This is a genomic window from Planctomonas deserti (assembly GCF_003067705.1).
In the GTDB taxonomy this organism is placed as follows: Bacteria; Actinomycetota; Actinomycetes; order Actinomycetales; family Microbacteriaceae; genus Planctomonas; species Planctomonas deserti.
On record NZ_QANL01000001.1, the window covers coordinates 616,391 to 638,909 of the forward strand.

The 22,519-nt window shown below is 72.8% G+C and carries 19 protein-coding genes; 14 read left to right on the top strand and 5 right to left on the bottom strand.

What is annotated here, in order from left to right:
- Positions 1-135: 135 nt before the first annotated feature.
- Both DAI20_RS02815 and DAI20_RS02820 read right to left on the bottom strand, forming a co-directional pair.
- Positions 136-3,150 (bottom strand): S1 family peptidase, encoded by a 3,015-nt coding sequence (locus DAI20_RS02815; RefSeq protein ID WP_159084886.1) that lies wholly within the window; start codon positions 3,148-3,150, stop codon positions 136-138.
- Positions 3,151-3,311: 161 nt separating this feature from the next.
- A complete protein-coding gene (locus tag DAI20_RS02820; RefSeq protein WP_108249040.1) occupies positions 3,312-5,468 on the bottom strand; it encodes a RecQ family ATP-dependent DNA helicase in 2,157 nt (718 codons plus the stop codon).
- A 395-nt stretch (positions 5,469-5,863) separates the two neighbouring features.
- Here DAI20_RS02820 and DAI20_RS02825 point away from each other — a divergent pair, with 395 nt between their 5' ends.
- On the top strand, positions 5,864-6,658 hold the full coding sequence (locus tag DAI20_RS02825; protein WP_108249041.1) for an HAD-IIA family hydrolase: 795 nt from the start codon (positions 5,864-5,866) through the stop codon (positions 6,656-6,658).
- A 15-nt stretch (positions 6,659-6,673) separates the two neighbouring features.
- Here the strand turns inward: DAI20_RS02825 and DAI20_RS18380 are convergent, their stop codons facing one another.
- From DAI20_RS18380 to DAI20_RS02845, 3 genes are all read right to left on the bottom strand, one after another.
- A complete protein-coding gene (locus tag DAI20_RS18380) occupies positions 6,674-7,570 on the bottom strand; it encodes a septum formation family protein (protein WP_159084887.1) in 897 nt (298 codons plus the stop codon).
- Positions 7,571-7,572: 2 nt separating this feature from the next.
- Complete coding sequence (pyrE, locus tag DAI20_RS02840; protein WP_108249044.1) at positions 7,573-8,121, bottom strand: orotate phosphoribosyltransferase; 549 nt, start codon at positions 8,119-8,121, stop codon at positions 7,573-7,575.
- A 98-nt stretch (positions 8,122-8,219) separates the two neighbouring features.
- Positions 8,220-8,879: a DUF6518 family protein gene (locus DAI20_RS02845; RefSeq protein WP_108249045.1), complete on the bottom strand. Its 660-nt coding sequence runs from the start codon at positions 8,877-8,879 to the stop codon at positions 8,220-8,222.
- Positions 8,880-9,043: 164 nt separating this feature from the next.
- Here DAI20_RS02845 and DAI20_RS02850 point away from each other — a divergent pair, with 164 nt between their 5' ends.
- From DAI20_RS02850 to DAI20_RS02910, 13 genes are all read left to right on the top strand, one after another.
- Positions 9,044-9,703, top strand: coding sequence for a hypothetical protein (locus tag DAI20_RS02850; protein ID WP_108249046.1), 660 nt, complete (start codon positions 9,044-9,046; stop codon positions 9,701-9,703).
- Positions 9,704-9,789: 86 nt separating this feature from the next.
- Positions 9,790-10,437 carry a transaldolase family protein gene (locus DAI20_RS02855; protein ID WP_159084888.1) on the top strand — a complete coding sequence of 216 codons (648 nt, stop codon included), beginning with the start codon at positions 9,790-9,792 and terminating at the stop codon, positions 10,435-10,437.
- 215 nt (positions 10,438-10,652) lie between these two features.
- Positions 10,653-12,113: an HNH endonuclease signature motif containing protein gene (locus tag DAI20_RS02860; RefSeq protein WP_159084889.1), complete on the top strand. Its 1,461-nt coding sequence runs from the start codon at positions 10,653-10,655 to the stop codon at positions 12,111-12,113.
- 916 nt (positions 12,114-13,029) lie between these two features.
- A complete protein-coding gene (locus tag DAI20_RS02865; RefSeq protein WP_108249049.1) occupies positions 13,030-13,269 on the top strand; it encodes a Flp family type IVb pilin in 240 nt (79 codons plus the stop codon).
- A gap of 161 nt (positions 13,270-13,430) precedes the next feature.
- Entirely contained in the window at positions 13,431-13,802 is a 372-nt protein-coding gene (locus DAI20_RS02870) for a TadE/TadG family type IV pilus assembly protein (protein ID WP_240605833.1), read from the top strand.
- Positions 13,790-14,785, top strand: a complete 996-nt coding sequence (locus DAI20_RS02875; protein ID WP_108249051.1) for a pilus assembly protein TadG-related protein — start codon at positions 13,790-13,792, stop codon at positions 14,783-14,785. Before DAI20_RS02870 ends, DAI20_RS02875 begins: the two co-directional genes overlap by 13 nt.
- A gap of 9 nt (positions 14,786-14,794) precedes the next feature.
- Complete coding sequence (cpaB, locus tag DAI20_RS02880; protein ID WP_108249052.1) at positions 14,795-15,523, top strand: Flp pilus assembly protein CpaB; 729 nt, start codon at positions 14,795-14,797, stop codon at positions 15,521-15,523.
- Entirely contained in the window at positions 15,520-16,713 is a 1,194-nt protein-coding gene (locus DAI20_RS02885; protein ID WP_108249053.1) for a CpaE/TadZ family protein, read from the top strand. The genes cpaB and DAI20_RS02885 overlap by 4 nt, the downstream gene beginning before the upstream one ends.
- Positions 16,710-18,218 carry a TadA family conjugal transfer-associated ATPase gene (locus DAI20_RS02890; protein ID WP_108249054.1) on the top strand — a complete coding sequence of 503 codons (1,509 nt, stop codon included), beginning with the start codon at positions 16,710-16,712 and terminating at the stop codon, positions 18,216-18,218. The genes DAI20_RS02885 and DAI20_RS02890 overlap by 4 nt, the downstream gene beginning before the upstream one ends.
- Positions 18,206-19,147: a type II secretion system F family protein gene (locus DAI20_RS02895; RefSeq protein WP_240605834.1), complete on the top strand. Its 942-nt coding sequence runs from the start codon at positions 18,206-18,208 to the stop codon at positions 19,145-19,147. The genes DAI20_RS02890 and DAI20_RS02895 overlap by 13 nt, the downstream gene beginning before the upstream one ends.
- A gap of 49 nt (positions 19,148-19,196) precedes the next feature.
- The gene (locus DAI20_RS02900; RefSeq protein WP_240605835.1) at positions 19,197-20,075 is read left to right on the top strand and encodes a type II secretion system F family protein; all 879 of its coding nucleotides are present in this window, start codon (positions 19,197-19,199) and stop codon (positions 20,073-20,075) included.
- Positions 20,076-20,259: 184 nt separating this feature from the next.
- On the top strand, positions 20,260-22,008 hold the full coding sequence (locus DAI20_RS02905) for a glycoside hydrolase family 15 protein (protein WP_240605923.1): 1,749 nt from the start codon (positions 20,260-20,262) through the stop codon (positions 22,006-22,008).
- Entirely contained in the window at positions 22,005-22,499 is a 495-nt protein-coding gene (locus tag DAI20_RS02910) for a GrpB family protein (protein ID WP_108249057.1), read from the top strand. Before DAI20_RS02905 ends, DAI20_RS02910 begins: the two co-directional genes overlap by 4 nt.
- Positions 22,500-22,519 lie beyond the last annotated feature (20 nt).

Genomic DNA, 22,519 nt, shown 5'->3' on the forward strand with positions numbered 1-22,519 from the left:
TGCCCGTCGCGCCGGCAAATGACCGCCTTTTTGGGGGTACCGCGCACCGCCCAGGGGGCGCGAGCACGCCGATCGTCCGGGCGGTCTCCCGGGCAGCGCCCCTGCAGCTTCGCCGCAGATCTCCCGGGGGCGGCGCTAGGGCAGCGCTGCGAGCACCGAGGGGTCGAGCGGCACGAAGACGGGCAGGGCGCCCCCGTTGCGGGAGTAGATGTCGTCCATCGTCGCCATGTAGGTCTTCCGGCCGTCGGCGATGTTGTACACGGCGCCGGTCCCGGGGTTGCGGACGAAGAGGGCGCCCGCCACCGTCTGCGGCGACGTGCGCAGCGCCGCGCAGGTGCTGTCCCGGAGCGCCGTGCTGCGCAGGCCGAAGCTGGAGCGCGCCGACAGGGCCCAGAGGCTGCCGCCTCCCGCCACGTAGTGCGACGAGCGGCACGTGACCGCTAGCGACAGGCTGCCAGGCGTCGCCGCGTAGGAGCGGAGCACCGCATCCGGAACGGTCGCGTAGCCGGTAGCGCCGAACTCGGCCGCGAGCGCGAACGAGTCGATCGGCACCCTGCGGTCCAGTCCGTCCACCAGGTACACGACGGGGCTCGCCGCGGTCTTCACCAGGGTCCCCGGCCCGAGGAGTTCGCGCCCGGTCGGGATGGCGGCGAGGCTCCCGGCGCTCAGCGAGACGAAGGGCGGCACCGCTCCCCCGCCGAGCGCGATCACGGCCGACATGGTCGTGAGCGGGCTCTTCCTCCCGTCGCGGAGGAGGTGGATCGCACCCGTCGCGGGGTCGCGCAGGAACGGTGCACCCGTGATCGTGCGTGTCGGAGCGGGGAGGGCCGCACAGGTGGTGGGGTCGAGCGCGGTGACCGGGAGACCGCCGGAGCCCGAGGCCAGGCGCGAGAGCTGCCCGCCACCGGCGATGACCGCTGAGCCGGAGCACTGCGCGACGAGGGAGAGCGGGGCGGGCGCGGCGGCGTAGGCGCCCAGCGTCGCGTCGGACACGGTGGTGTAGCCGCTCACCCCGTACTCTGCGGCCGTGTCGAAGCTGGCGAGCGGGATCCTTCTGCTCGTCCCGTCGACGAAGTAGACAACGGGACTGCCGGCCGCCTTCACGAGCGAGGCGGGGGCGAGCAGCTCGCGGCCGTTCGGGATGCCGGCGAGCGTGTCGCCGGACAGCGGCACGTACGTCGGGTGCGCGCCGCCGAACGCGAAGACGGCGCCCATGCTCGCGAGGCGGTTCTTCGTGCCGGACCGGACGAGGTAGATGTCGCCCGTGGCGGGCGACCGCACCAGGACCGGGTCGTTCGCCGGTTCGGAGGACTGCGCGAAGGCCGCGCACGTCGCGGGGTCGAGCGCGGTGACCGGGAGGCCGCCCGCAGCCCCCGAGGGGAGCCGCCAGAGCTGCCCGCCACCGGCGAGGTACGACGTCGGGCCGCAGGCGACCGCGATGCCGAGCCGTGCCGCGGCATCGACGCGGTATTCCGCGATGGCGCCCGCGGTCACGTCGATGGCGGGGCGGGCGCGGAACTCGGCGGCGACGGCCGCGGACGGCACGGGCACGAGGCGACTCGTGCCGTCGACCAGGTACAGGGCGCCGTCGGGCGCGCGCACGATGTCCCCGGCTGCGGCTGCGGCGGCGCCGGTGACCGTGACGATGCCGGTGGCCGCGGCGGACCGGGACCAGCTGCCCCAGCCCGCGACGACGGAGAAGCGGTGCGACCCCGGGCCGAGCGAGTCGAGGGACAGCGTCCACCGGCCGGACGAGGCATCCGCCGTGGCGAACGCCGTGCTGGATCCGTCGAGGTAGACCCGCACGCTGCTCGAGGCTGCGACGTTCGCGAGCGTGCCGCTCAGCGAGCCGGCGGCCTTCGCGGAACCGCCGACGACGCTCGTGACGACCGGCGTCGAGACGGTCACCGCGGGCTCCCAGGCGCTGCCGTACTTGGCCTGGACGCTGGCGCCTCTGGCCGAGAGCATCGGGAAGAGCACCGAGAAGTGCGAGGGGTCGCTGCACGGGAGCGTCGTGCTTCCGGACACCACGCCGACGGCGCGCTGGCCGCTCACGGCGGCACCGCCGCTGTCGCCGGGCTGGACGCACGCATCCGTGACGATGGTGTTCACGTTGGCGCCGGAGACGCTCACGGTCTCGTCCACCGACAGCACGGTGCCGCAGGACCATCCGGTGCGGCTGCCCGACTTGCACAGGTCGGCGCCGCGGATGCCGACGGAGGAACCGGTGACGGGCAGCGGCGCGGAGGCGGTCGGCGCACCGGAGCCGCCACCCCAGGTGAGCACGCTCGGCACGGCGATGACGCCCGCGGCGGATGCGGCGATGAGGCCGGTGTCGTAGCCGCCGCCGAAGCGGCCCGAGCCGGCGACGGGCGTGCCGATCGGGTCGCCGAAGCTGCCCCCGTCGCCCGGCCGGGTCTGGTCGAGGGTGCGGACCGGGCCGACGATGCGGCCCATCCCCTCGAGGCAGTGCCCCGCCGTCGCGAACTGCTTCTTGCCGCTCGACACCTCGAAGCCGGCGAAGCCGACCGAGCACTGGTTCGCGGTGCCGTCCTGGTTCTGCCAGACGTAGCCCTGGCCGTTGTACACGTCGAGGGCGAGCACGAACTCGACGGCGGAGAAGTCGGGGAGCTCGGGCGCGCCGACCTCGGCGCGAGCGCCCGACTCGGCGACGACCGCCGCGTCGGCAGCGGTTGCGACGGAGACGGTGAGCTCGGTGCCCTCGAGGCGGGCGTCGAGCACGTCGATCCCGCGGTCCGTGAGCGCCTGCACGACGTCGGCGGCGTCGCTCGCGGCCTCGGCGCTCGCAAGGTACTCCGCGCCGGTCTTTCCGAGGTCGCGGGCCGCGGCCTCGACCAGCGCGGGCGGAAGGGCGGCGGCGGCCCGCTCGAAGTCGGCGGCCGCGTACTCGTCCATCCGGGGCTGCGGGTCCTCGGCGGGATCCGCCGGGACCGGGGTCGCAGCGGGCGTTGTGGCGGCGGGCGCGGCGGCGGCTGTCGCCGCAGTCGAGGCGGCGGGCGCGGTCGGCGGGGAGGCGACGGTGGTCGCGGCCGAGGCGGCGACGGGTGCGCCGAGCACCGTAGCGGCGGCCACGGCGACCGACGCCGCCATTGAGATCCCCCGTGCGCCGAGACGTGTTCCCCAGGTCATTTCGCCACTCCTCAGAGGAGGAGCACAACTGCCGATGCCGAACGCATCATCGCGTTGGTCGCGGAATGTTCCCCCGCTGGAATAGTAGGGTCCCCCGCCGCCCTCTGCGGCATCGGCCGCGGACATTCCTGCACCCGGCGGGTGCGCGAGGGCACGCGGGGTCAGCCCTGGGTCGCGAGGGCGAACGGCAGCACGGATCCCGCGCCCGCCCGGCGAAGCAGCCGCCCGGCCACCGTCATGGTCCAGCGGCTGTCCACGAGGTCGTCGACGAGCAGCACGGCCCGGCCGGCGATGGCGTCCAGGTCCTCGGCGAGCGCCGGCCCCACGGCGAAGCGCGGGTACACCCGACCGAGCCGGAAGACGCTGTTGCCGCGGGCCTCTCCCGGGCCGTCGGGGGCGACGAGGTCGAGCTCGCCGAGGTAGGGCAGCCGCCCGACCTCCGCGATCCTCCGCGCGAGGGAGCCGACGAGCTGCGGCCTGCCGAGGGAGGGCACGCTGACCACCGCGGCGGGGCGCTCGGCCCAGCCCCACTCCGCGAGCACCCGCACGCACGCACCGATCAGGGCGTCGTCCACCGGGGCGTCCGGGGCGCCGGCCGCGAACACCTCCCGCAGCCGGTTGCCCCAGCCGAGGTCGGTGAGGCGGGCGAGCGCGCGGCCCTCCTGCACGACCTCGCCGGCGTTCACCGCGCCGGTCAGCGGCACGCCGACCGTGTTCGCCCCGGTCGGCCAGCGCAGCCGCGGCTCGATGGGCACACCGACGCGGTCGAGCGACGACGACGCGGATCCGCGCGCCTCGGCATCCACGTCGGTGGGGTACCAGGGCCCCGCGCAGCGGTCGCACCGCCCGCAGGGCGCGGCGGTCTCGTCGTCGAGGGCGCGCTGCAGGAACTCCATGCGGCACATGCCGGTCGACTCGTACTCGAGCATTGCCTGCTGCTCCCGCTCGCGCGTCTCGGCCACCTGCCGGTATCGCTCGGCGTCGTAGGTCCAGGACTCGCCGGTGGCCGTCCAGCCGCCCTGTACGCGCGTGACGGCACCCTCGACGTCGAGCACCTTGAGCAGCAACTCGAGCTGCGCGCGGCGCAGGCTCACCCTCGCCTCGAGGGCGGGCACCGACATCGGCCGGCCCTCGTGCGCGAGCTCCTCGATGACCGCATGCGCGGCACGCTCCTTCGGCATGGACGCGGTCGCGAAGTACTGCCAGATCTCCGGGTCCTCGGAGCCGGGCAGCAGCAGCACGTCGGCGTGCTCCGTGGCGCGGCCCGCGCGGCCCACCTGCTGGTAGTAGGAGACGGGCGACGACGGGGCGCCGAGGTGGATCACGAAGCCGAGGTCCGGCTTGTCGAAGCCCATCCCGAGCGCGCTCGTGGCGACGAGCGCCTTCACCCGGTTCTGCTTGAGGTCCTCCTCCGCCTGCTCGCGGTCGCCCGGGTCGTCACGCCCGGTGTACGACCGCACGGCGTGGCCCGCCTGCGCGAGCAGCCGGGCCGTGTCCTGGGCCGCGGACACGGTGAGCGTGTAGATGATGCCGCTGCCGGGCATGTCACCCAGGTGGCTGAGCAGCCAGCCGAGCCGCTCCTCGTTCGAGCGGAGCCGGAGCACCCCGAGCCGGAGCGACCGCCGGGCGAGGGGCCCGCGGATCGTGACGACCGGCGCGTCCGCCGTGCCTCCGCCGGACGGCGCGGGGGCGGCGCGGAGCTGCTCCTCGACGTCCGCGACGACGCGCCCGTTCGCGGTCGCCGTGGTGGCGAGCACGGGCACGCCGTCGGGCATCCGCTGCAGCAGCGTGCGCAGACGGCGGTAGTCCGGGCGGAAGTCGTGGCCCCAGTCGGAGATGCAGTGCGCCTCGTCGACCACGAGCAGGCCGATGCGATCGACCAGCTGCGGCAGCTGCTCGTCGCGGAAGCGCGGGTTGGTGAGGCGCTCGGGCGAGACGAGCAGCACGTCGACCTCGTCCGCGGCGAGCGCGCGGGTCACGTCGTCCCACTCGTGCGCGTTGCTCGAGTTCATGGAGAGGGCGCGCACGCCGGCCCGCCCGGCCGCGGCCACCTGGTCGCGCATCAACGCCAGCAGCGGCGAGACGAGCAGGGTCGGGCCGCTGCCCTGGCGGCGCAGCAGCAGCGTCGCGACGAAATACACGGCGGACTTACCCCATCCGGTGCGCTGCACGACGAGCGCGCGCGACCGGTCCTGCACGAGCGTCTCAATGGCCTCCCACTGGCCCTCGTGGAAATCGGCGCCGTCGTTGCCGACGAGTCGGCGGAGGATGTCGCGCGCGTCGTCGGCGAGGGTCCCGGTGTTCGTGGGTTGCTGCATCCGGCCATGCTCTCACCCGCCTCCGACTCCGCGGTGTGCGGGCGGCGGATCCGGGTACGGGGCTGCGCACGTGCCCTTGTGCCCTTGCCGCATTCGCGTCGTCCCCCTTGCCCTGCCGTACGCGCGTCGTCCCCCCGTGCTCCTGCCCAGGCAGCGGCGCTGTGCCCAGTTTCATCCTGGGCACGATGCCTCTGCCTGGGCAGGGGCGGAGGAGGGAGCGGGCAGGGGGCGGGGAGCGGGCAGGGATGCGGGCGGGGCGATCGGGCGGGGTAGGCGGCGGGCGCGAGGGACGCAGGGCGAGCCCGGCAGGGGGACGGGCGGCGAAGGGGAGGAACCGGGGCGGCGCCGATACGCTGGGCCGCAGTGGCCGCCGGCCGCGGGGAAGGACGTGCAGGATGCATCGCAACGAGATCGACTGCTGGCTCACCGACATGGACGGCGTCCTCGTGCACGAGAACAACGCGCTCCCCGGCGCCGCCGCTCTTCTGCAGCAGTGGAAGGACCAGGGCAAGCCGTACCTCGTCCTCACCAACAACTCGATGTTCACTCCGCGCGACCTGAGCGCACGCCTGCGCGCGTCCGGACTCGACGTGCCCGAGGCGGCCATCTGGACCTCCGCGCTCGCCACCGCATCCTTCCTGCAGCAGCAGATGCCCGGCGGCCGGGCCTTCGTGATCGGCGAGGCCGGCCTGACGACCGCCCTGCACGAGGCGGGCTTCATCATGACCGACAGCGACCCGGACTACGTCGTGGTCGGCGAGACCCGCAGCTACTCCTTCGAGGCGATCACCCGCGCCATCCGGCTGATCAACACCGGCGCACGGTTCATCGCGACGAACCCGGACGCGACCGGCCCGAGCGCCGAGGGTCCGCTGCCGGCGACCGGCGCGGTGGTCGCGCTGATCACGAAGGCCACCGGCCGGGAGCCCTACATCGTGGGCAAGCCGAACCCGATGATGTTCCGGTCGGCGCTCAACCGCATCGGCGCGCACTCCGAGAGCACGGGCATGATCGGCGACCGCATGGACACCGACATCGTCGCCGGCATCGAGGCCGGCCTGTACACGGTGCTCGTGATGAGCGGCATCAGCGACGAGGCCGAGCTGCTGCGCTACCCGTTCCGGCCGGACGAGATACTGGGCGGGGTCGACGAGCTCGTCGAGCCGGAGCCGGTCGAGTCGGAGCTGTAGTCCGGCCTCGAGGAGTCACTCCGTGGGCGGCACCTGCGGCACGGCGATGCTGCCGGTCAGCGGTTCCCCCGACGTCCGGCTGACGAAGCAGAAGATGTCGCGCTGGCCCGCATTCCACTGCTCCGCGGTCGCCGGGTACGCGCCCTGCACCTGCAGGTCCGTGTAGGGGGCCGCCGCGGCGACGTCGATGACCGTCGGCGCGCTGCACAGCAGACTCAGCTGCGGCTGGATGGCCTGCTCACCCGGGTAGTCGGGCGCGTCGGTGGGGAACCCGCCGCGGTGCACGAGCTGGGCCGGATGCGGGTTCGCGCAGTCCACGACCGTGAACTCCTCCTCCCACGGGCTCGCGTACGGGTCGAGGCACTCGCCGCCCCGGAGGTCGTCCCAGGCGTGTACCCCCGGCGCCACCGGTCCCGCCGCGACGTCGGCGGGCTCCTCGGTCGGCGTGGGGGAAGGTGTCGGGGTGGGCGTCGGCGTTTCGCTCGGAGTGGGCGTCGCCGTCGGCGCCGGCTCCGGCTCCGGCGGAGTCTCCGCGGACGGCTGCGATGCCAGCCGCATCCCGAGGAAGAAGAGGGCCCCGAGAACGAGGACCGCGACGACGGCGAGCGCGGTCAGCAGCAGGGCGACCTTTCGCCGCTGTTTCCGATCGGTGGCCGGAGCAGCGGGCTCGGCTGTGCGCGCGGGCGCGGCCGCAGACGCAGGACCGGGCGCACCGGCCGGCACCGCCGGTCCGCCGCCCGGGCGGCGGATGGCCTGCGGATCCGGGGTCGACGGCGTCGCCTGCGGATCGCTCGGACCCGTTCCGTCCGCGCCGAGCTGGCGCAGCAGCCACTCGGCGTCGCCCGGCGTTCCCTCCGACCCGTTCCCCGCGCCCCCGCGCGACGGATCGTCCCGATCCTCCCCCCGAGCCACGATCAGCTGAGCCCGAGGTCGTCCAGGCCGATGGCGAAGTAGTAGGGGTATCCGGCGCCCTCGATGATCTCGCGGGCCCCGGTGTTGCGGTCGACGACGACGGCGACGCCCGCGATCTCGGCGCCCACCTTCTTCAGCGCCTCGATCGCCTTGAGCGGCGAGCCGCCGGTCGTGGAGGTGTCCTCGACCACGATGACGCGCTTGCCCTCGAGGTCCGGTCCCTCGACCTGCCGGCCGCGGCCGTGGTCCTTGGGCTCCTTGCGCACGACGAAGGCGTCGTACTCGAGGCCACGCGCGGCGCCCTGGTGCAGCACGGCGGCCGCGACGGGGTCGGCGCCCATCGTCAGGCCGCCCACGGCGGCGACGTCCGGGATGTCGGCGATCAGGTCGAGCATGACCTGCCCGATCAGCGGGGCGACCCGGTGGTCGAGGCTGACCCGGCGCAGGTCGACGTAGTAGCTCGCCTTCTTGCCGCTGGTCAGGGTGAAGTCGCCGTGGAACACGGCCTCGGCGGAGATGAATTCGATCAGTCGGCTGCGCGCATCGGTCACGACAGCCAAGACTATTCCACCGGCCCCGCCCCTCCCTTAGCGCCGGGCGACCCGGCCGCCTCGCGTTCCGGGCGTGACGCGGAATCGGCCGTGGCGGGTCAGAGGGCGACGAGCGCGGCGGGCACGAGCGTGTAGGCGGCCACGAACGCCGCCGCCCCGACCAGCGCGAGCGCCACCGTGGCCAGCCGCATCTGCATCGACGGGACGCGGCGCACGACGAGCACGAGGAGCAGCAGCACCCCGGCGCCGATCTCGACGAAGCCGTACGCGCCGAACACCCCGAGCACGGTCACGTAGTACACGCCCTCGCCGAGCAGCACGGCACTCGGCGCCGCGATGGCCGGCACGAGAAGCGCCGCGCGGCCGGATCGCAGCCAGGCCGCCGCGAGGCCGACCACCGGACCCACGACGATGGCCACGAGATTCCAGAAGTCGGGGAAGCCCGCCGTGTACGGGTATCCGCGCAGCGTCGAGACCACCCCGTACAGCTCGTTCATGAGCACGAAACAGGCGGCCCCGAGCACCGCTGCCACCACCGGCCGGGTCCGGCTCAGGTACACGGCGGCGAAGGCGATGACGGTCCAGGATCCGGACGAGTTGGCCAGTGGGGCGAGGGGCTCCGGCAGGTACTGCTGGCCGATCGGCGTCAGCGCTCCGGCCACCGCGGACCCGGCGAGCGCGAGCACCACTCCCCCGATGCCGCGGAGGAGGCCTCGCCTCCGCTCGCGGGGGCGGGCGGGAAGCGCGGTCGTCGTCATGCCTCCAGCCTCCCGGCGGTGGCCGCGGAGCCGCATCCGCCGACGGGATGAGCGGGCTCATCCGCAAGGCGGGTTCGCGGATGGAGGCCGCGGTCCGCGGTCGGGAGTCGCCCGATTAGGGCGAAGCACGGCCAATGCGGATACAGCGGCGTTAACGTCGGAGCATGCCGTTCAGTGACGACATCTCCTCCGCCCGCGTTACCGACTCCGACCGGTTGCGGGACTTCGGCCCGCCTGTCTTCACCCTCGCGCCGCAACTGCGGGTCACCGAGCGGGGGTTCAGCTGGTACGGGTTCAGCGACCGGGTCGCCCGCCTGCACTTCTGGCTCGCCGACCCCTCGGGCAACTTCTGGTTCGAGGACACCCCGCTCGGGCGCATGGGCGTCGCGGAGCTGAAGGGGTTCGTGTTCACGGATGTCCCCGGGGCTGCGGGTTCCGGCGCCTCGGCGGCGAGCAGGGGCGAGGGCGGTGGCGCGGGCTCTGGGTCGGGCACGTCGGCGGCCCCGGGGGCGACGGACCGGGATGCGACGGCGGTCGCCGCGGTGCGGCACTACCTCGCCGACGCCATCGACTACTACTCCGCTGACCCCCTCGAGGATCTGTCCAGCGGGCGGTCCGAGCACCACCGTCGCGAGCTGGCGAAGCGCAGCCCCGGGCAGGACAGCCTCTCGGTGGACGGCCGACCGCATCCGGCCGTCGTGCTGGACTACGGCGACTACGTTGCCCGCTCCGCCTGGGTCGGCGACCGCCTCGCGACCCTTGTGCTGCGCTCGAGGGACCTGCGCTTCGTCGACGCGCGGCTGGTCACCCGCCCGGCCGACTGATCCGCCGCCGACCGGTTTGCGGGTCGGCACGCGAGCGCGCGATGCTGGAGGAGCCGGCGGAGTCGCCGCACGCGAGAAGGAGCACCATGAGCCGGATCTTCCTGTACGCCGACAGCGCCGACCGGGAAGCGGTGGGCGGCCTCCTGGGCGACCGGCTGATCCACGGCGTTACGACGAACCCGACGATCCTGCGCCGCGAGGGCCTCGGCGCCGAGGCCGCGGCCGACCTGTACGCCGAGTGGACGGGGCGCGGTGCGGCCGAGGTCTTCTTCCAGGCGTCCGGCGCCGACGTGACGTCGATGGAGGCCAGCGGGCTGCGCATCGCCCAACTGGGCAGCAACGCCGTCGTGAAGGTGCCGGCGACCGCGATCGGCTTCCCCGTGGCGGCCCGCCTCGCCGCGGCGGACGTGCCCGTGCTCGTGACGGCCGTCTACTCGAGCGCCCAGGCGGTGACGGCCGCCGCAATCGGCGCCCGGTACATCGCCCCGTATCTTGGACGACTGGATGACGCCGGTGTCGACGGCCTCGCCCTCGTGCGCGAGATGGTGACCCTGCTGTCCGGCACGGAGACGCACCCGCTGGTCGCGAGCGTGCGATCGCCGGAGCGCATCGTGGAACTGGTGGCGTCCGGGGTGCGTCACGTGACGGCCGCGCCCACGGTGCTGCGGGCGGCCCTCCTGCACGACGCGAGCGACGCGGCGGCCGCGGTCTTCGAGCGCGACGCCACGGTGTGATGCGCGGCGCGCGGGGTGCGAGTCTCGCGGCGGTGCAACGAGGTGTGGCGCGATCGGCGGGCACGGAGGGGGCACGTGGCGAGTCGCGGCCGGCGGGCACGGTCCCTGAGCCTGTCGAAGGGACGCAAGCTGTCACTCCGACCTGACCCGGACAGTTCCCCACAGGGCCGAAAGTTCCTCATCGAAGAAACTTTCGACGTGCTAGAATGTGTGCTATGGCAACCCCGGCAGCGACGCTCCTCCGCACAGCGGACACCGTCGCGCGCCTGGGCGATTCCCCAGCAGCATTCACGCTCCTGCCGAAGCAGGACCTCCTCGACGCGCTGCACGCCATCTCCGACCTCCGACAGTCCTGCGACACCTTCTCCGCCTGGATCGCCGGCGAGTTGAATCGCCGCTCGGTGCCTGACCTCGGCTCAGCAGGGTTGGCGCAGCAGGAGGGTTACCGCACACCGCAGGCCATGGTGGAAGCGATCACCGGGACGACCAAGGGCGGTGCCGTCGCGATCGTGGAGGTGGGCAAGATGCTCGCCGAGACCGACGCCGTGGAGACCCTGCAGCGCGAGCACCCGGAGCTTCCCGCCCCTCCAACCCCGTGGCAGGCGCCGATCGCGCACGCGGTCACTGACGGAAAGGTGTCGATCGCGCAGGCGGACGCCATCCGAGCCGGCCTTGGGTTGCCGACGGACGCGGTGCCGGCCGAGGCCCTGTCGGAGGTGGCGCGAGAGCTGCTGGATGATGCGGCAACCCTCACGGCCGGTCAGTTGCACCGCCGAGCGAGGCAACTGCGCGACGACCTGAACGACACCGAAGTCGCCGACCGCGAGAAGGCACAACTCGACCAGCAGCACCTGAAGGCGTGGAAGCGCCCCGACGGCATGGTTGAGGGCAAGTTTCTCTACGCACCCGAACCGGGCGCCTTTCTCCTGTCGGTTCTGGATGAGTTGACGAATCCCCGGCGCGGGGGCCCTCGGTTCGTGAAGGAGGAGGACCGCGCCCGGATCGATGCGATCGTCAACGACCTGCGGTCAACCGAGCGCCTGGCCGCCGACGGGTTCCTCGAGCTGCTCCGCATCGGCGCCGACGCCGATCCCGGACAGGTCTTCGGAACGCGGCGGCCGGCGGTCCGGGTGATTGTCACGAAGGAGACGCTGGAATCCGGCGACGGCCACGGGTCGATCCAGGACACCGGCGAGGCCGTGAGCATCGCGACCATCCGCCGCGAGATCCGCTCGACGGGAACGGTCGCGGTGGTCCTGGACGACGACGGCCAATGCGTCAACGTCGGACGCGAACAGCGCCTCTTCACCGCACGGCAGCGCATCGGACTCGCGGTGAGGGATGGCGGCTGCATGTGGCCCGGCTGCGACCGACCACCGTCCTGGTGCGAAGCCCACCACATCAACCAGTGGAAACGCGACCACGGCAAGACCGACATCGCCGACGGCGTCCTGCTCTGCAAGCACCACCATCTGCTCCTTCACAACAACGGCTGGGACATCCGCCGAATCGGTGGCCGGTACCTGCTGCTCCCGCCGAGGTCGATTAGTCCAAATCGCGAGGCGCGGCACCTGGCGACGAAGAGCCGAGCGGTCCAGGAATGGGACGCCCGCCGACAGCGCCTCCGGACGCACGACCGAGACCGCTCCCCAGAACCGACTCCACCCAGCGGTTGATCCCCACGGTCCCTGAGCCTGTCGAAGGGACGCGACGGACACGGGACACCTTAGGTCGCTTCGACAAGCTCAGCGACCGTGTACGGAACGCACGCGGTCCTGGCGGCCGCACCGCCTGCATCCCGTCGCTGCTCGCGAAGCTCTCGGCAACGACCACCGCAGACCGACGGCACCACCTCGGTCCCTGAGCCCGTCGAAGGGACGCGACCTCGTCTCACGTCGCTTCGACAAGCTCAGCGACCGTGGACGGAACGCACGCCGACCTTGACGGCCGCACCATCCGAATCCCGTCGCTGCTCGCGAAGCTCTCGGCAACGACCACCGCAGACCGACGGCACCGCGTCGGTCCCTGAGCCCGTCGAAGGGACGACGCGCCTCACGGCGCTTCGACAGGCTCAGCGACCGTGTACGGAACGCCCGCGCTTCCCGGCGACCGCACCATCCGCATTCCGTCCGTGCTCGCGAAGCTCTCGGGAGCGACCACCGCAGATCGACCGCGCCACTCCGGTCCCTGAGCCTGTCGAAGGGACGCGACCGACACGGGGCGCCTCACGTCGCTTCGACAACCTCAGCGACCGTGAACGGAACGCCCGTCACCTCGGCGGCCGCACCGTCCGCATTCCGTCGTTGCTGGCAATGCCCCCCGGTACAGGCAGCGCGAAGCAGCGGCACCACCTCGCGCAAGGGCGCGGGGGCGGGTGAAAGGCCCCAGTTGGTGGGGCATCGGGGGGCGGTGAGCCCGAAAATCGGGGGCTTCAGGCACCCACCCCCCGAATACGGGCGTAGGAGGGCCGAGGGGCCGCTCCTAGTGTTACCAGCGTCGGCGCGACGCTCATCGGGGGATCAGCTTCTTATGGCGCGGCGACGGTGTTTCACCACTTTCTCTTTTCGCTTCCACTAGTCGAAGGATCTCTTCATGCTGCCTCTTTTCGTCACCCTTCAGTCCTACGTCGCCTCCGCGCGCAACCGCCTCTCCCGTGAGGAGACCGGCGCGACCGCGGTCGAGTACGGCCTGATCATCGGCCTCATCGCCGTCGCGATCATCGTCACGCTCGTCACCCTCGGCCCGCAGATCGCCGGCATGTTCACCAGCCTCAGCACCGAGATCGACCAGATCCCGGCCACGGGCGCCTCCACCGCTCCCACCACGCCGTAGCTCACCCGGGCCGCTCGTCGGCCAACCCAGCACCACCTAGCGGGCGGCGGTGTCGCGGCATCCCTCGCGGGATCCGCGGCACCGCCCCATCTTTTCCGCCGGCACACGTCCGGCTCCAGCACGAAACGCCAGCAGCACCGTCGGGGGACACCATGCGCAGGATGCGATCGGAACGCGGAGCCGTTGCCGTCGAGTTCGCCCTCGTGCTGCCCCTCCTCGTGGCCATGCTGCTCGGCATCATGGAGTTCGGCCTGATGTACAACGGCCAGGTGTCCGTGACCAACGCGGCGCGCGAGACCGCCCGCACGATGGCCGTCACCAACGACCCCGCGGCGGCACGCAACGCCGCCCGGGCCGCAACGCCCGGGCTCAACCCCGGCCTCACGAACGCCGAGATCCGGATCACGCCCGCCACCTGCACGCCGGGTGCGACGGCGCGCATCACCATCTCGCACCCGTTCGGCTCAGTCACCAAGTTCTTCGGCCCAGGCGTCACCCTCACCGGAAGGGCGGCCATGCGATGCGGCGGCTAATCACCCGCGCGAGGCGCGACGAGCGCGGCGCCGTGTCCGTCGTCGTGGCGGTGAGCATGGTCGCGCTGCTCGGCTTCGTGGCGATCACCGTCGACATCGGAGCCCTGTACGCAGAACGGGCCGAGCTCCAGAACGGAGCGGACGCCGCGGCCCTCGCGGTTGCTCAGGAATGCGCCGCGGCCAAGACCTGCACGAGCACCACGGCCGGCGCGCCATGGCTTACGAGCGCCGATACGACGGCCCGGTCCCTCGCCAACGCGAACGCGGTCGACGACGCCACGAACATCTCCTCCGTCACCTCCCCTGCCCCGGGATCGGTGCGGATAACGACCGGCACACGGGACGGCAGCAGCGGCGCGGGTGCCCTCGCCTACACCTTCGCCCCGATCCTCGGCATCGACACCGCCAACCCCACCGCCACCGCCACCGCGGCCTGGGGGAGCCCGGCCGCCGGCCCGGCCATGCTGCCGCTCGCCTTCGCCCCCTGCGAGTTCGCGCAGGGCAACGGCATCCGCGTCTTCCGCACCCACGGGGACCCGACGTGTTCGAGCACGAGCCCGTCCGGCCAAGTGCTGCCCGGCGGCTTCAGCTGGCTCGCCCACCCGAGCGGCACCTGCGCCGTCCGCGTCGACATCGCGGTCAACGCTCCCCTTCCAAGCGACAGCGGAAACGACTTCCCCGCCGGCTGCTCCGCCGTACTCAATTCGACCGCGATCGGGAAGACGCTGCTCCTCCCGGTGTACGTCGACAAGGGCGGCACCGGAAACAACGGCTGGTACAAGATCCGCGGCTGGGCCGCCTTCGAGCTGCTCGGCTGGAACTTCTCCGGCACCAGCCTCAACAACACCGCCTATACGAACGCGAAGTGCACCGGCAACTGCCGTGGCCTGATCGGCCGGTTCGTGAAGTACGTCTCGCTCGACGACCGATTCACCCGCGGCGGCCCCGACCTCGGCGCCTCCCTCGTCTCTCTCACCAAGTAGGACATCGCAATGAAGGTACGGATACTCGCAGGCCTCGCCGCCCTCGTCCTCGCCATCGCCGGCACCGCCGTGCTGGTCGGGTACGTCAAGGGCGCCGACGCGCGCGCGCGGCAGGGCGCGGCCATGTCCGAGGTCTTCGTCGTCTCGGCCGACGTGCCCGCCGGCACGCCGGGCGAGCAGCTCGGCGAGTATCTCGCCCGCAAGAAGGTGCCCGCGACCGACGTGACTCCCGGCGGGGTCACCGACCTCGGCACCCTGGCCGGCCGCGTCGCCGCTACGGCCCTGCTGCCCGGCGAGCAGCTGCTCGATGCGCGGTTCGTCGACCCGGCGTCGCTCGAGACGCCGGGCACCGTCGCGGCGCCGGAGGGCATGCACGAGGTGACCGTACAGCTCGGCCCCGACCGCGTGGTCGGCGGCCAGCTCACAGCGGGCGACACCGTCGGCGTCTTCGTGTCCTTCGACTCGGGCACCCCCAGCGGCGGGCCCGAGACCCACCTGCTGTTCCACAAGGTCCTCATCACCACCATCCAGGGCGCGCCGGTCGTCGACGAGACGGCCGCCGCCGGCGTCCCTCCCGTACCCGCCGGCTCCATGCTCGTCACTTTCGCCCAGTCGCCCGCCGACGCCGAGAAGACCGTGTTCGCGGCCCAGTTCGGCACCATCTGGCTCTCGAAGGAGAGCGCGGATGCGGACGAGGACGGCACCCGCGTCGTCACACAGAACGGATTCTTCTCATGAGCCGCTTCGTCCTCATCACCGACGACCCCGCCTTCGAGCAGCGCACCCGCGACGCCGTGGGCGGCGGCATCCGCGGCGAGCTGGTCGTGCGGCGCGACGTGCAGCTGCCCGAGGCGCCCGAGTGGATCCTCGACCAGGACGCCCGCGAGACCTGCGACGTGCTCGTGTTCGGTCCCGGCGTTCCGCTCGCGCAGGCCATGCGCCTCGCCGCGGTCTTCGACGTACAGCTGCCCGCGATCAGCCTCGTGCTGGCCGCGCCCGCCGACCCCGACCTCGCCCTCAGCGCGATGCGCTCCGGCGTGCGCGACATCGTGGACCCCGCGGCGAGCGTCGAGGACATCCGGGTGCTGCTCGAGCGCGCGGGCCAGGCCGCCGAGAACCGCCGCCGGAAGCCCGCCGACGACCAGGCGCCCGGCGCCGGTTCCGGCCGGATCATCACGGTCGCGTCGCCGAAGGGCGGCGTCGGCAAGACCACCATCGCCACCAATCTCGCCGTCGGCCTGGGGCGGCTCGCCCCGATGTCCACCGTGATCGTCGACCTGGACACGCAGTTCGGCGACGTGGCGACCGCGCTCGCGCTGCAGCCGGAGCACACGCTCGCGCAGGCGGTCAGCGGCGCCGCCGCGCAGGACCCGCTCGTCCTGAAGGCGTTCCTGACCGTGCACTCGAGTTCGATCTACGCGCTCTGCGCCCCGCACACGCCCGCCGAGGGCGACTCGATCACGGGCGAGCACGTCACGCGCCTGCTGACCCAGCTGGCGAGCGCGTTCACGTACGTCGTCGTCGACACGGCGCCCGGCCTCGGCGAGCAGACCCTCGCCGCCCTCGAGAAGGCGACGGATGCGGTGCTCGTCTGCGGCATGGACGTGTCGAGCGTCCGCGGCCTCCGCAAGGAGATCGAGGTGCTCAGCGAGTTGGGGCTGCTGCCGGAGAACCACCCGGTCGCGGTGAACCTCGCCGACAACGCGAGCGGCATCACGATCCGCGACATCGAGGCGACCGTCCGGAGGCCCGTCGACGTGGTCATCCCGCGCACCCGCGCCGCCGCGTACGCCACCAACAAGGGCGAGCCGGTGCTGATCGACAAGCCCCGCGACGGGGCGTCGCGCGCGCTCAAGGAGCTCATCACCTTCTTCGACCCGTCCGCTCCGGATCGGCGGCGCACCCACCGCAGGGCGGTGCTCCGATGAAGCTGTCCGAGCGGATCTCCGTCGCGCGCGGCGAGGCCCCGGCGGCCGCCGCCGTGGCGCCCGCCGCCTCCGCTGCTCCCGCGGGTGCGCCGGCCGCGCCGCGCCAGTCCGCCGTGACCGCGCTCCCCTCGATCTCCGCCGCGAGCCCTGCCTCCCCGGCAGCGGGTGCGGCACACGCCACCGCCGCCGCCGCGGTGCCGCACTCCTCGCAGTCCTCGGACGCGCTCTCCGGCCTGAAGCAGCGCGTGGGCGAGACCCTGTTCGAGCGCATGGGCGCCCGCGTGAACGACCCGAACCTCGGCGAGGGCGACCTGCTCGCGTCGGCGCGGGACATCCTCGCCGAGATCGTCGAGTCCGAGCGCGTGCCCCTCAGCTCAGAGGAGCGACAGCGCCTCGTGAAGGAGATCGGCGACGACGTGCTGGGCTACGGCCCGCTGCAGCCGCTCCTCGAGGACCCTGCGGTGACCGAGATCATGGTCAACGGGCCGGACTCCATCTTCATCGAGCGGAAGGGCCGGCTCACGCTGAGCGGCGCCCGCTTCCGCTCCGAGGACCACCTTCGCCAGGTCATCGAGAAGATCGTGACCCGGGTCGGTCGGCGCATCGACGAGTCGTCGCCGCTCGTGGATGCGCGGCTGGAGGACGGCTCTCGCGTGAACGCCGTCATCCCGCCCCTCGCGGTCAACGGCTCCTCGCTCACGATCCGCAAGTTCGCCGCCGACCCGCTGAAAGCGAGCGACCTCGTGGCGTTCGGCTCGATCTCCCCCGAGATGGCCGAGCTGCTCGACGCGTGCGTCAAGGCGCACCTCAACATCATCGTCTCCGGTGGCACCGGCACGGGCAAGACAACCCTGCTCAACGTGCTCTCCTCCTTCATCCCCGCCGGCGAGCGCATCATCACCATCGAGGATGCGGTGGAGCTGCAGCTGCAGCAGGACCACGTCGTGCGGCTCGAGAGCCGCCCCGCGAACATCGAGGGCAAGGGCGAGATCACGATCCGCGACCTGCTGAAGAACTCACTGCGGATGCGGCCCGACCGCATCGTCGTGGGCGAGTGCCGCAGCGGCGAGGCGCTCGACATGCTGCAGGCCATGAACACCGGCCACGACGGCTCGCTCTCCACCGTGCACGCGAACTCTCCGCGCGACGCGGTCTCCCGCCTCGAGACCCTCGTGCTCATGGCGGGCATGGACCTGCCGCTCCGGGCCATCCGGGAGCAGATCTCGTCCGCGGTCGACGTCATCGTGCAGCTCACCCGGCTGCGCGACGGGACCCGGCGCGTGACGCACGTCACCGAGGTCCACGGCATGGAGGGCGAGATCGTCACCCTGCAGGACGTGTTCGTGTTCGACTACGCGGCGGGCGTCGACGCCGACGGCCGGTTCCTCGGCAAGCCGCGCCCCACGGGCGTGCGGCCGCGGTTCACCGACCGGTTCGACGACCTCGGCATCACCCTCTCCCCGCGCGTCTTCGAGGTCGAGGGGAGCCGCACGTGGAACCCGTGACCCTCGTCGCCGGCCTGGTGCTGTGCTACCTCGCCCTCGCGCTGCTGACGGCCGCCGCGTTCGCGCCCGCCGTGCCGCGTCTCCCGCTGGACCGCCGGCGCCCGGATGTGGCGGCGCCGGACTCCGGGGTCAGCCGCTTCGCCAGCGCCACGACCGGCGCCGTGGCCGGCGCCCTGGCGTCGCGCCGGTGGGACCGCGCGCTGGCCTCCGCCCTCGACCAGGCCGGGGTGCGGAAGTCCCCCGCCGAGTTCGTCGTGCTCACCGCGTCGGCCGGTGCGGTCAACGTCCTCGTCGGGGTGCTGCTCGGCTCGCCCGGCCTCGCCCTCCTGCTCGCCCTGGCGACGCCGCTCGGCGCCGTGCTGCTGCTGCGGCTGCTCAAGGGCAGGCGCCAGCGGCAGTTCGCGGATCAGCTCGACGACACGCTCCAGCTCGTCGCTGGCGGCCTGCGCGCCGGGCACAGCCTGCTCCGCGCCGTCGACGCCGTGTCCCACGAGGCCGAGTCGCCCACCCGCGAGGAGTTCGCGCGCATCGTGAACGAGACCCGGCTGGGGCGTGACCTGAACGACGCGCTCGAAAACGTGGCCGCGCGCATGAAGAGCGAGGACTTCAGCTGGGTCGCCCAGGCGATCGGCATCCACCGCGAGGTGGGCGGCGACCTCGCCGAGGTGCTTGACCAGGTCGGCGCCACCATCCGCGAGCGCAACCAGCTGCGCCGCCAGGTGCAGGCGCTGAGCTCCGAGGGCAAGATGTCCGCCTACGTGCTCATGGCGCTGCCGTTCGTCGTCACGGGGATCCTGGCCATCACCAGCCCGACCTACATCGCCCAGTTCGGCCAGAGCCCGCTGGGCTTCGCGCTGATCGGCGTCGCCGTCGTCATGCTCACCGTCGGCGCCCTCTGGCTGCGCAAGGTCGTCAGCTTCTCGTTCTGACGCCGGCCCGTCGCCGCGCCCGCCCCCGACCCTCGACCCTGGAGATCCCGTGCCCCTGTACGTGCTGCTCGCCGCCGCCTGTGCCGCGCTCTCGATCCCGCTGCTCACGGTAGCGATGGTGGGCGGCGATCGTCGCGGCCAGCGGCGCATCCGGCAGAACCTCGCCGCGGGCCTCACCGCGCAGGGCGCCGGCCCCGCCGCCACGCAGAACCGGAACCTCCTTGCCCTGCTCGAGCGGCTGACCCTGCCGGCCAACCGGGCGAAGCTCGAGCGGCTGCACGCGCTCGCCGGCCGCCCCGCCGCGTGGTCGATGCGCCGCGTGCTTCTCGCCAAGCCGGCGCTCGCGATCGGCGTCGGCCTGTTCGGCCTCCTCCTGCTCGGCGCGCGGCCGGGCGGCCCGCTGCTCCTGCTCGTCGTCGCGGTCGTCGTGCTCGCGTACTTCGTGCCCGACCTGCTGCTCTACAGCCGCGGCATCGAGCGCCAAGCCGCCATCACGCTCGCCCTCCCGGACACGCTCGACCAGATGATGATCGCCGTCGAGGCGGGCCTGGGCTTCGAGGCGGCGATGAGCCGCGCCGGATCCAACGGCAAGGGCCCGCTCGCCGAGGAGCTCATCCGCACCCTGCAGGACATGCGCGTCGGGCTGTCCCGGCGAGACGCCTACCTGGCGCTCAGCGAGCGCACGAGCGTGCCCGACCTTCGAGCGTTCGTCCGCGCGGTCGTTCAGGCCGACGCGTACGGCATCTCGATCGCCGCCGTGCTGCGCACCCAGGCGAAGGAGATGCGCCTGAAGCGCCGACAGCGCGCGGAGGAGAAGGCCCTGCAGATCCCGGTGAAGGTGCTCTTCCCGCTCATGCTCTGCATCCTGCCGACGCTGTTCATCGCGGTGCTCGGCCCCACCGTCATCACCGTGACCACCTCCTTCTGAGGCTCCCGGGCCCCTCAGCTCGCTCAGAGCCCGCACACCGGGGCGCGGTTAGGTTGGAGGGGCGCCGCGCGCGACCGGCCGCGCCGCGGAGGGAGCACGCGTGACCAGGACGAACGCCCCGGCCGAACGACTCGCGGCCGACGAGCGCGGCGGATCGCTCTCCCGCACCGACGGGTACGCCGACCTGCGCGGCTACGCCGGCATCGGCGACGGACGCACCGTCGCCCTCGTCGCGCGCGACGGCAGCATCGACTGGTTCCCCATCCCCAGCCTCGACTCCCCGCCCGTCTTCGCGGCCCTGCTCGACGCCGAGCAGGGCGGCCGCATCACGATGGCGCCGACGGAGGAGTTCACGAGCACGCGCGAGTACGTGCCGGGCACGAACGTGCTCCGGACCACGTTCACGACGGATTCCGGAGTCGTCACGGTCACGGACGCCCTGGTCACCGGCGTCGCCGGCCGCCTGCCCTGGGCCGAGCTCGCCCGGCGCGTCGACGGCATCTCGGGCCGGGTCGAGATGGCCTGGTCGGTCGAGCCCGGTCAGGTGCTGCGCACGGTCATGCCCTGGGTGTCCGACACGCCGCACGGCGCCGTCATGCGGGTCGACGGGGTGACCCTCGCCCTCACCGGGTTCGAGCACGGGCCGCACGAGCCCGGAACGCACTCCCTCGCCGGCTCGTTCACGACGAGCGAGGGCTCGCGCTCCCTGGTGTGCGTCTCGGGAACGCTCCGGGAGCCCATCCACCTGCCGAACCCGTGGAACGTGGACCGCGGCATCGACCGCACCATCCGCAACTGGGGCGCCTGGTCCGAGGAGTTCTCCTTCGACGGCCCGTGGGCGGATGCCGTGCAGCGCAGCGCCCTCGCGCTGAAGCTGCTCATCCACAGCCCGAACGGCTCCATCGCGGCCGCGGCAACGACGTCGCTGCCCGAGGCGGTGGACGGGTCGAAGAACTGGGACTACCGGTACGCCTGGGTGCGCGACGTCGCCTACACGCTGCAGGCCCTCATCCGGTTCGGGCTGCGCGAGGAGACGCAGTCGGCCGTGTCCTGGCTGCTCAGCACCATCCGGCTGCACGGCCCGTCGCTGCAGGTGTTCTACGGGCTGGACGGCTCCCTGCCCGACGGCGCCCAGTATCCGGACGTGCCCGGCTGGCGCGGCAAGGGCCCGGTCGTGGTGGGCAACGATGCGCGGAACCAGCGGCAGCTGGGACCCTACGGCGACCTCTTCGACGTGATGCGGCTGTACGTGGGCCAGGGCAACGTGCTCGACACCGAGACCGCCAGGCTGCTGGCGAGCGTCGCCGATCAGGCCTGCGACGACTGGCAGAAGCCCGACGCGGGCATGTGGGAGCTCGAGACGGAGCGGCACTACACCTCGTCCAAGCTCGGCTGCTGGCAGGCGCTCGACTGCGCGGTGCAGCTCGCCAAGGAGGGCCAGATCCCCGGCGACCCCCGCCGCTGGGAGGTCGAGCGCGACGACATCGCGGCGTGGGTGCACGAGCACGGCTGGTCGGAAGAGCGGCAGAGCTACGTCATGTATCCCGGGTCCGACGCCCTCGACGCGTCGATCCTGTTGCACGCGCCCAGCGGATTCGACCGGGGCGAGCGCATGTCGAAGACCATCGACGCACTCGTCGCCGAGCTCGGCCGCGGTCCCCTGCTGTATCGCTACAGCGGCATGCAGAACGAGGAGGCGACCTTCGTCGCCTGCGGCTTCTGGGTCGCGGCGGCGCTCGCCTGCGTCGGACGCAGGGACGAGGCGAAGGCCGCGATGGACGAGCTCGTCGCGCTCGGCAACGACGTTGGCCTGTACGCCGAGATGATGGACGCGGACGACCTCTCGTTCGCCGGCAACCTGCCCCAGGGGCTCAGCCACCTCGCCCTCATGTACACCGCCATCCTCATCGGCGAGTTGGACGGCGAGGAGTGACCGAGGGGCTGCGGGCCTCCGACGACCTCCTCCCCTGGGCGGAGCGCATCCTGGCGGAGCAGCGGGACGCGCTGCGCGCCGCGGGCGTGCCGGGCGATCTCGTGCTCGTGGGCGGGAGCAGCGTGCCCGGCGCGCTGACCCGCGGCGACGTCGACCTGCACCTGCGCGTGGCGGCGGCGGATTTCGCCGCGGCGGTCGACGCGCTGCGGCGGACCCACACCATCGTGCATCCCGAGATCTGGGGCCCGACGCTGGCCGCCTTCGAGGCGGTCGACACGGCACTGCCGACCGGGATCGCCGTCACGCCGGTGGGGTCCGAGCACGACCTCCGCTTTCACCGCACCTGGGAGCTGCTGCGCGCCGACCCGGCCCTCGTCGAGGAGTACAACGCGGCGAAGCTGGCGGACGACGGGCCGGCCGGCGAGGGGTACGAGGACCGCAAGTCGGCGTTCTTCGACCGGGTGCTACGACTGTGGCCCGGGGCCGACTGACCCCGGGCCACGATCGTGGC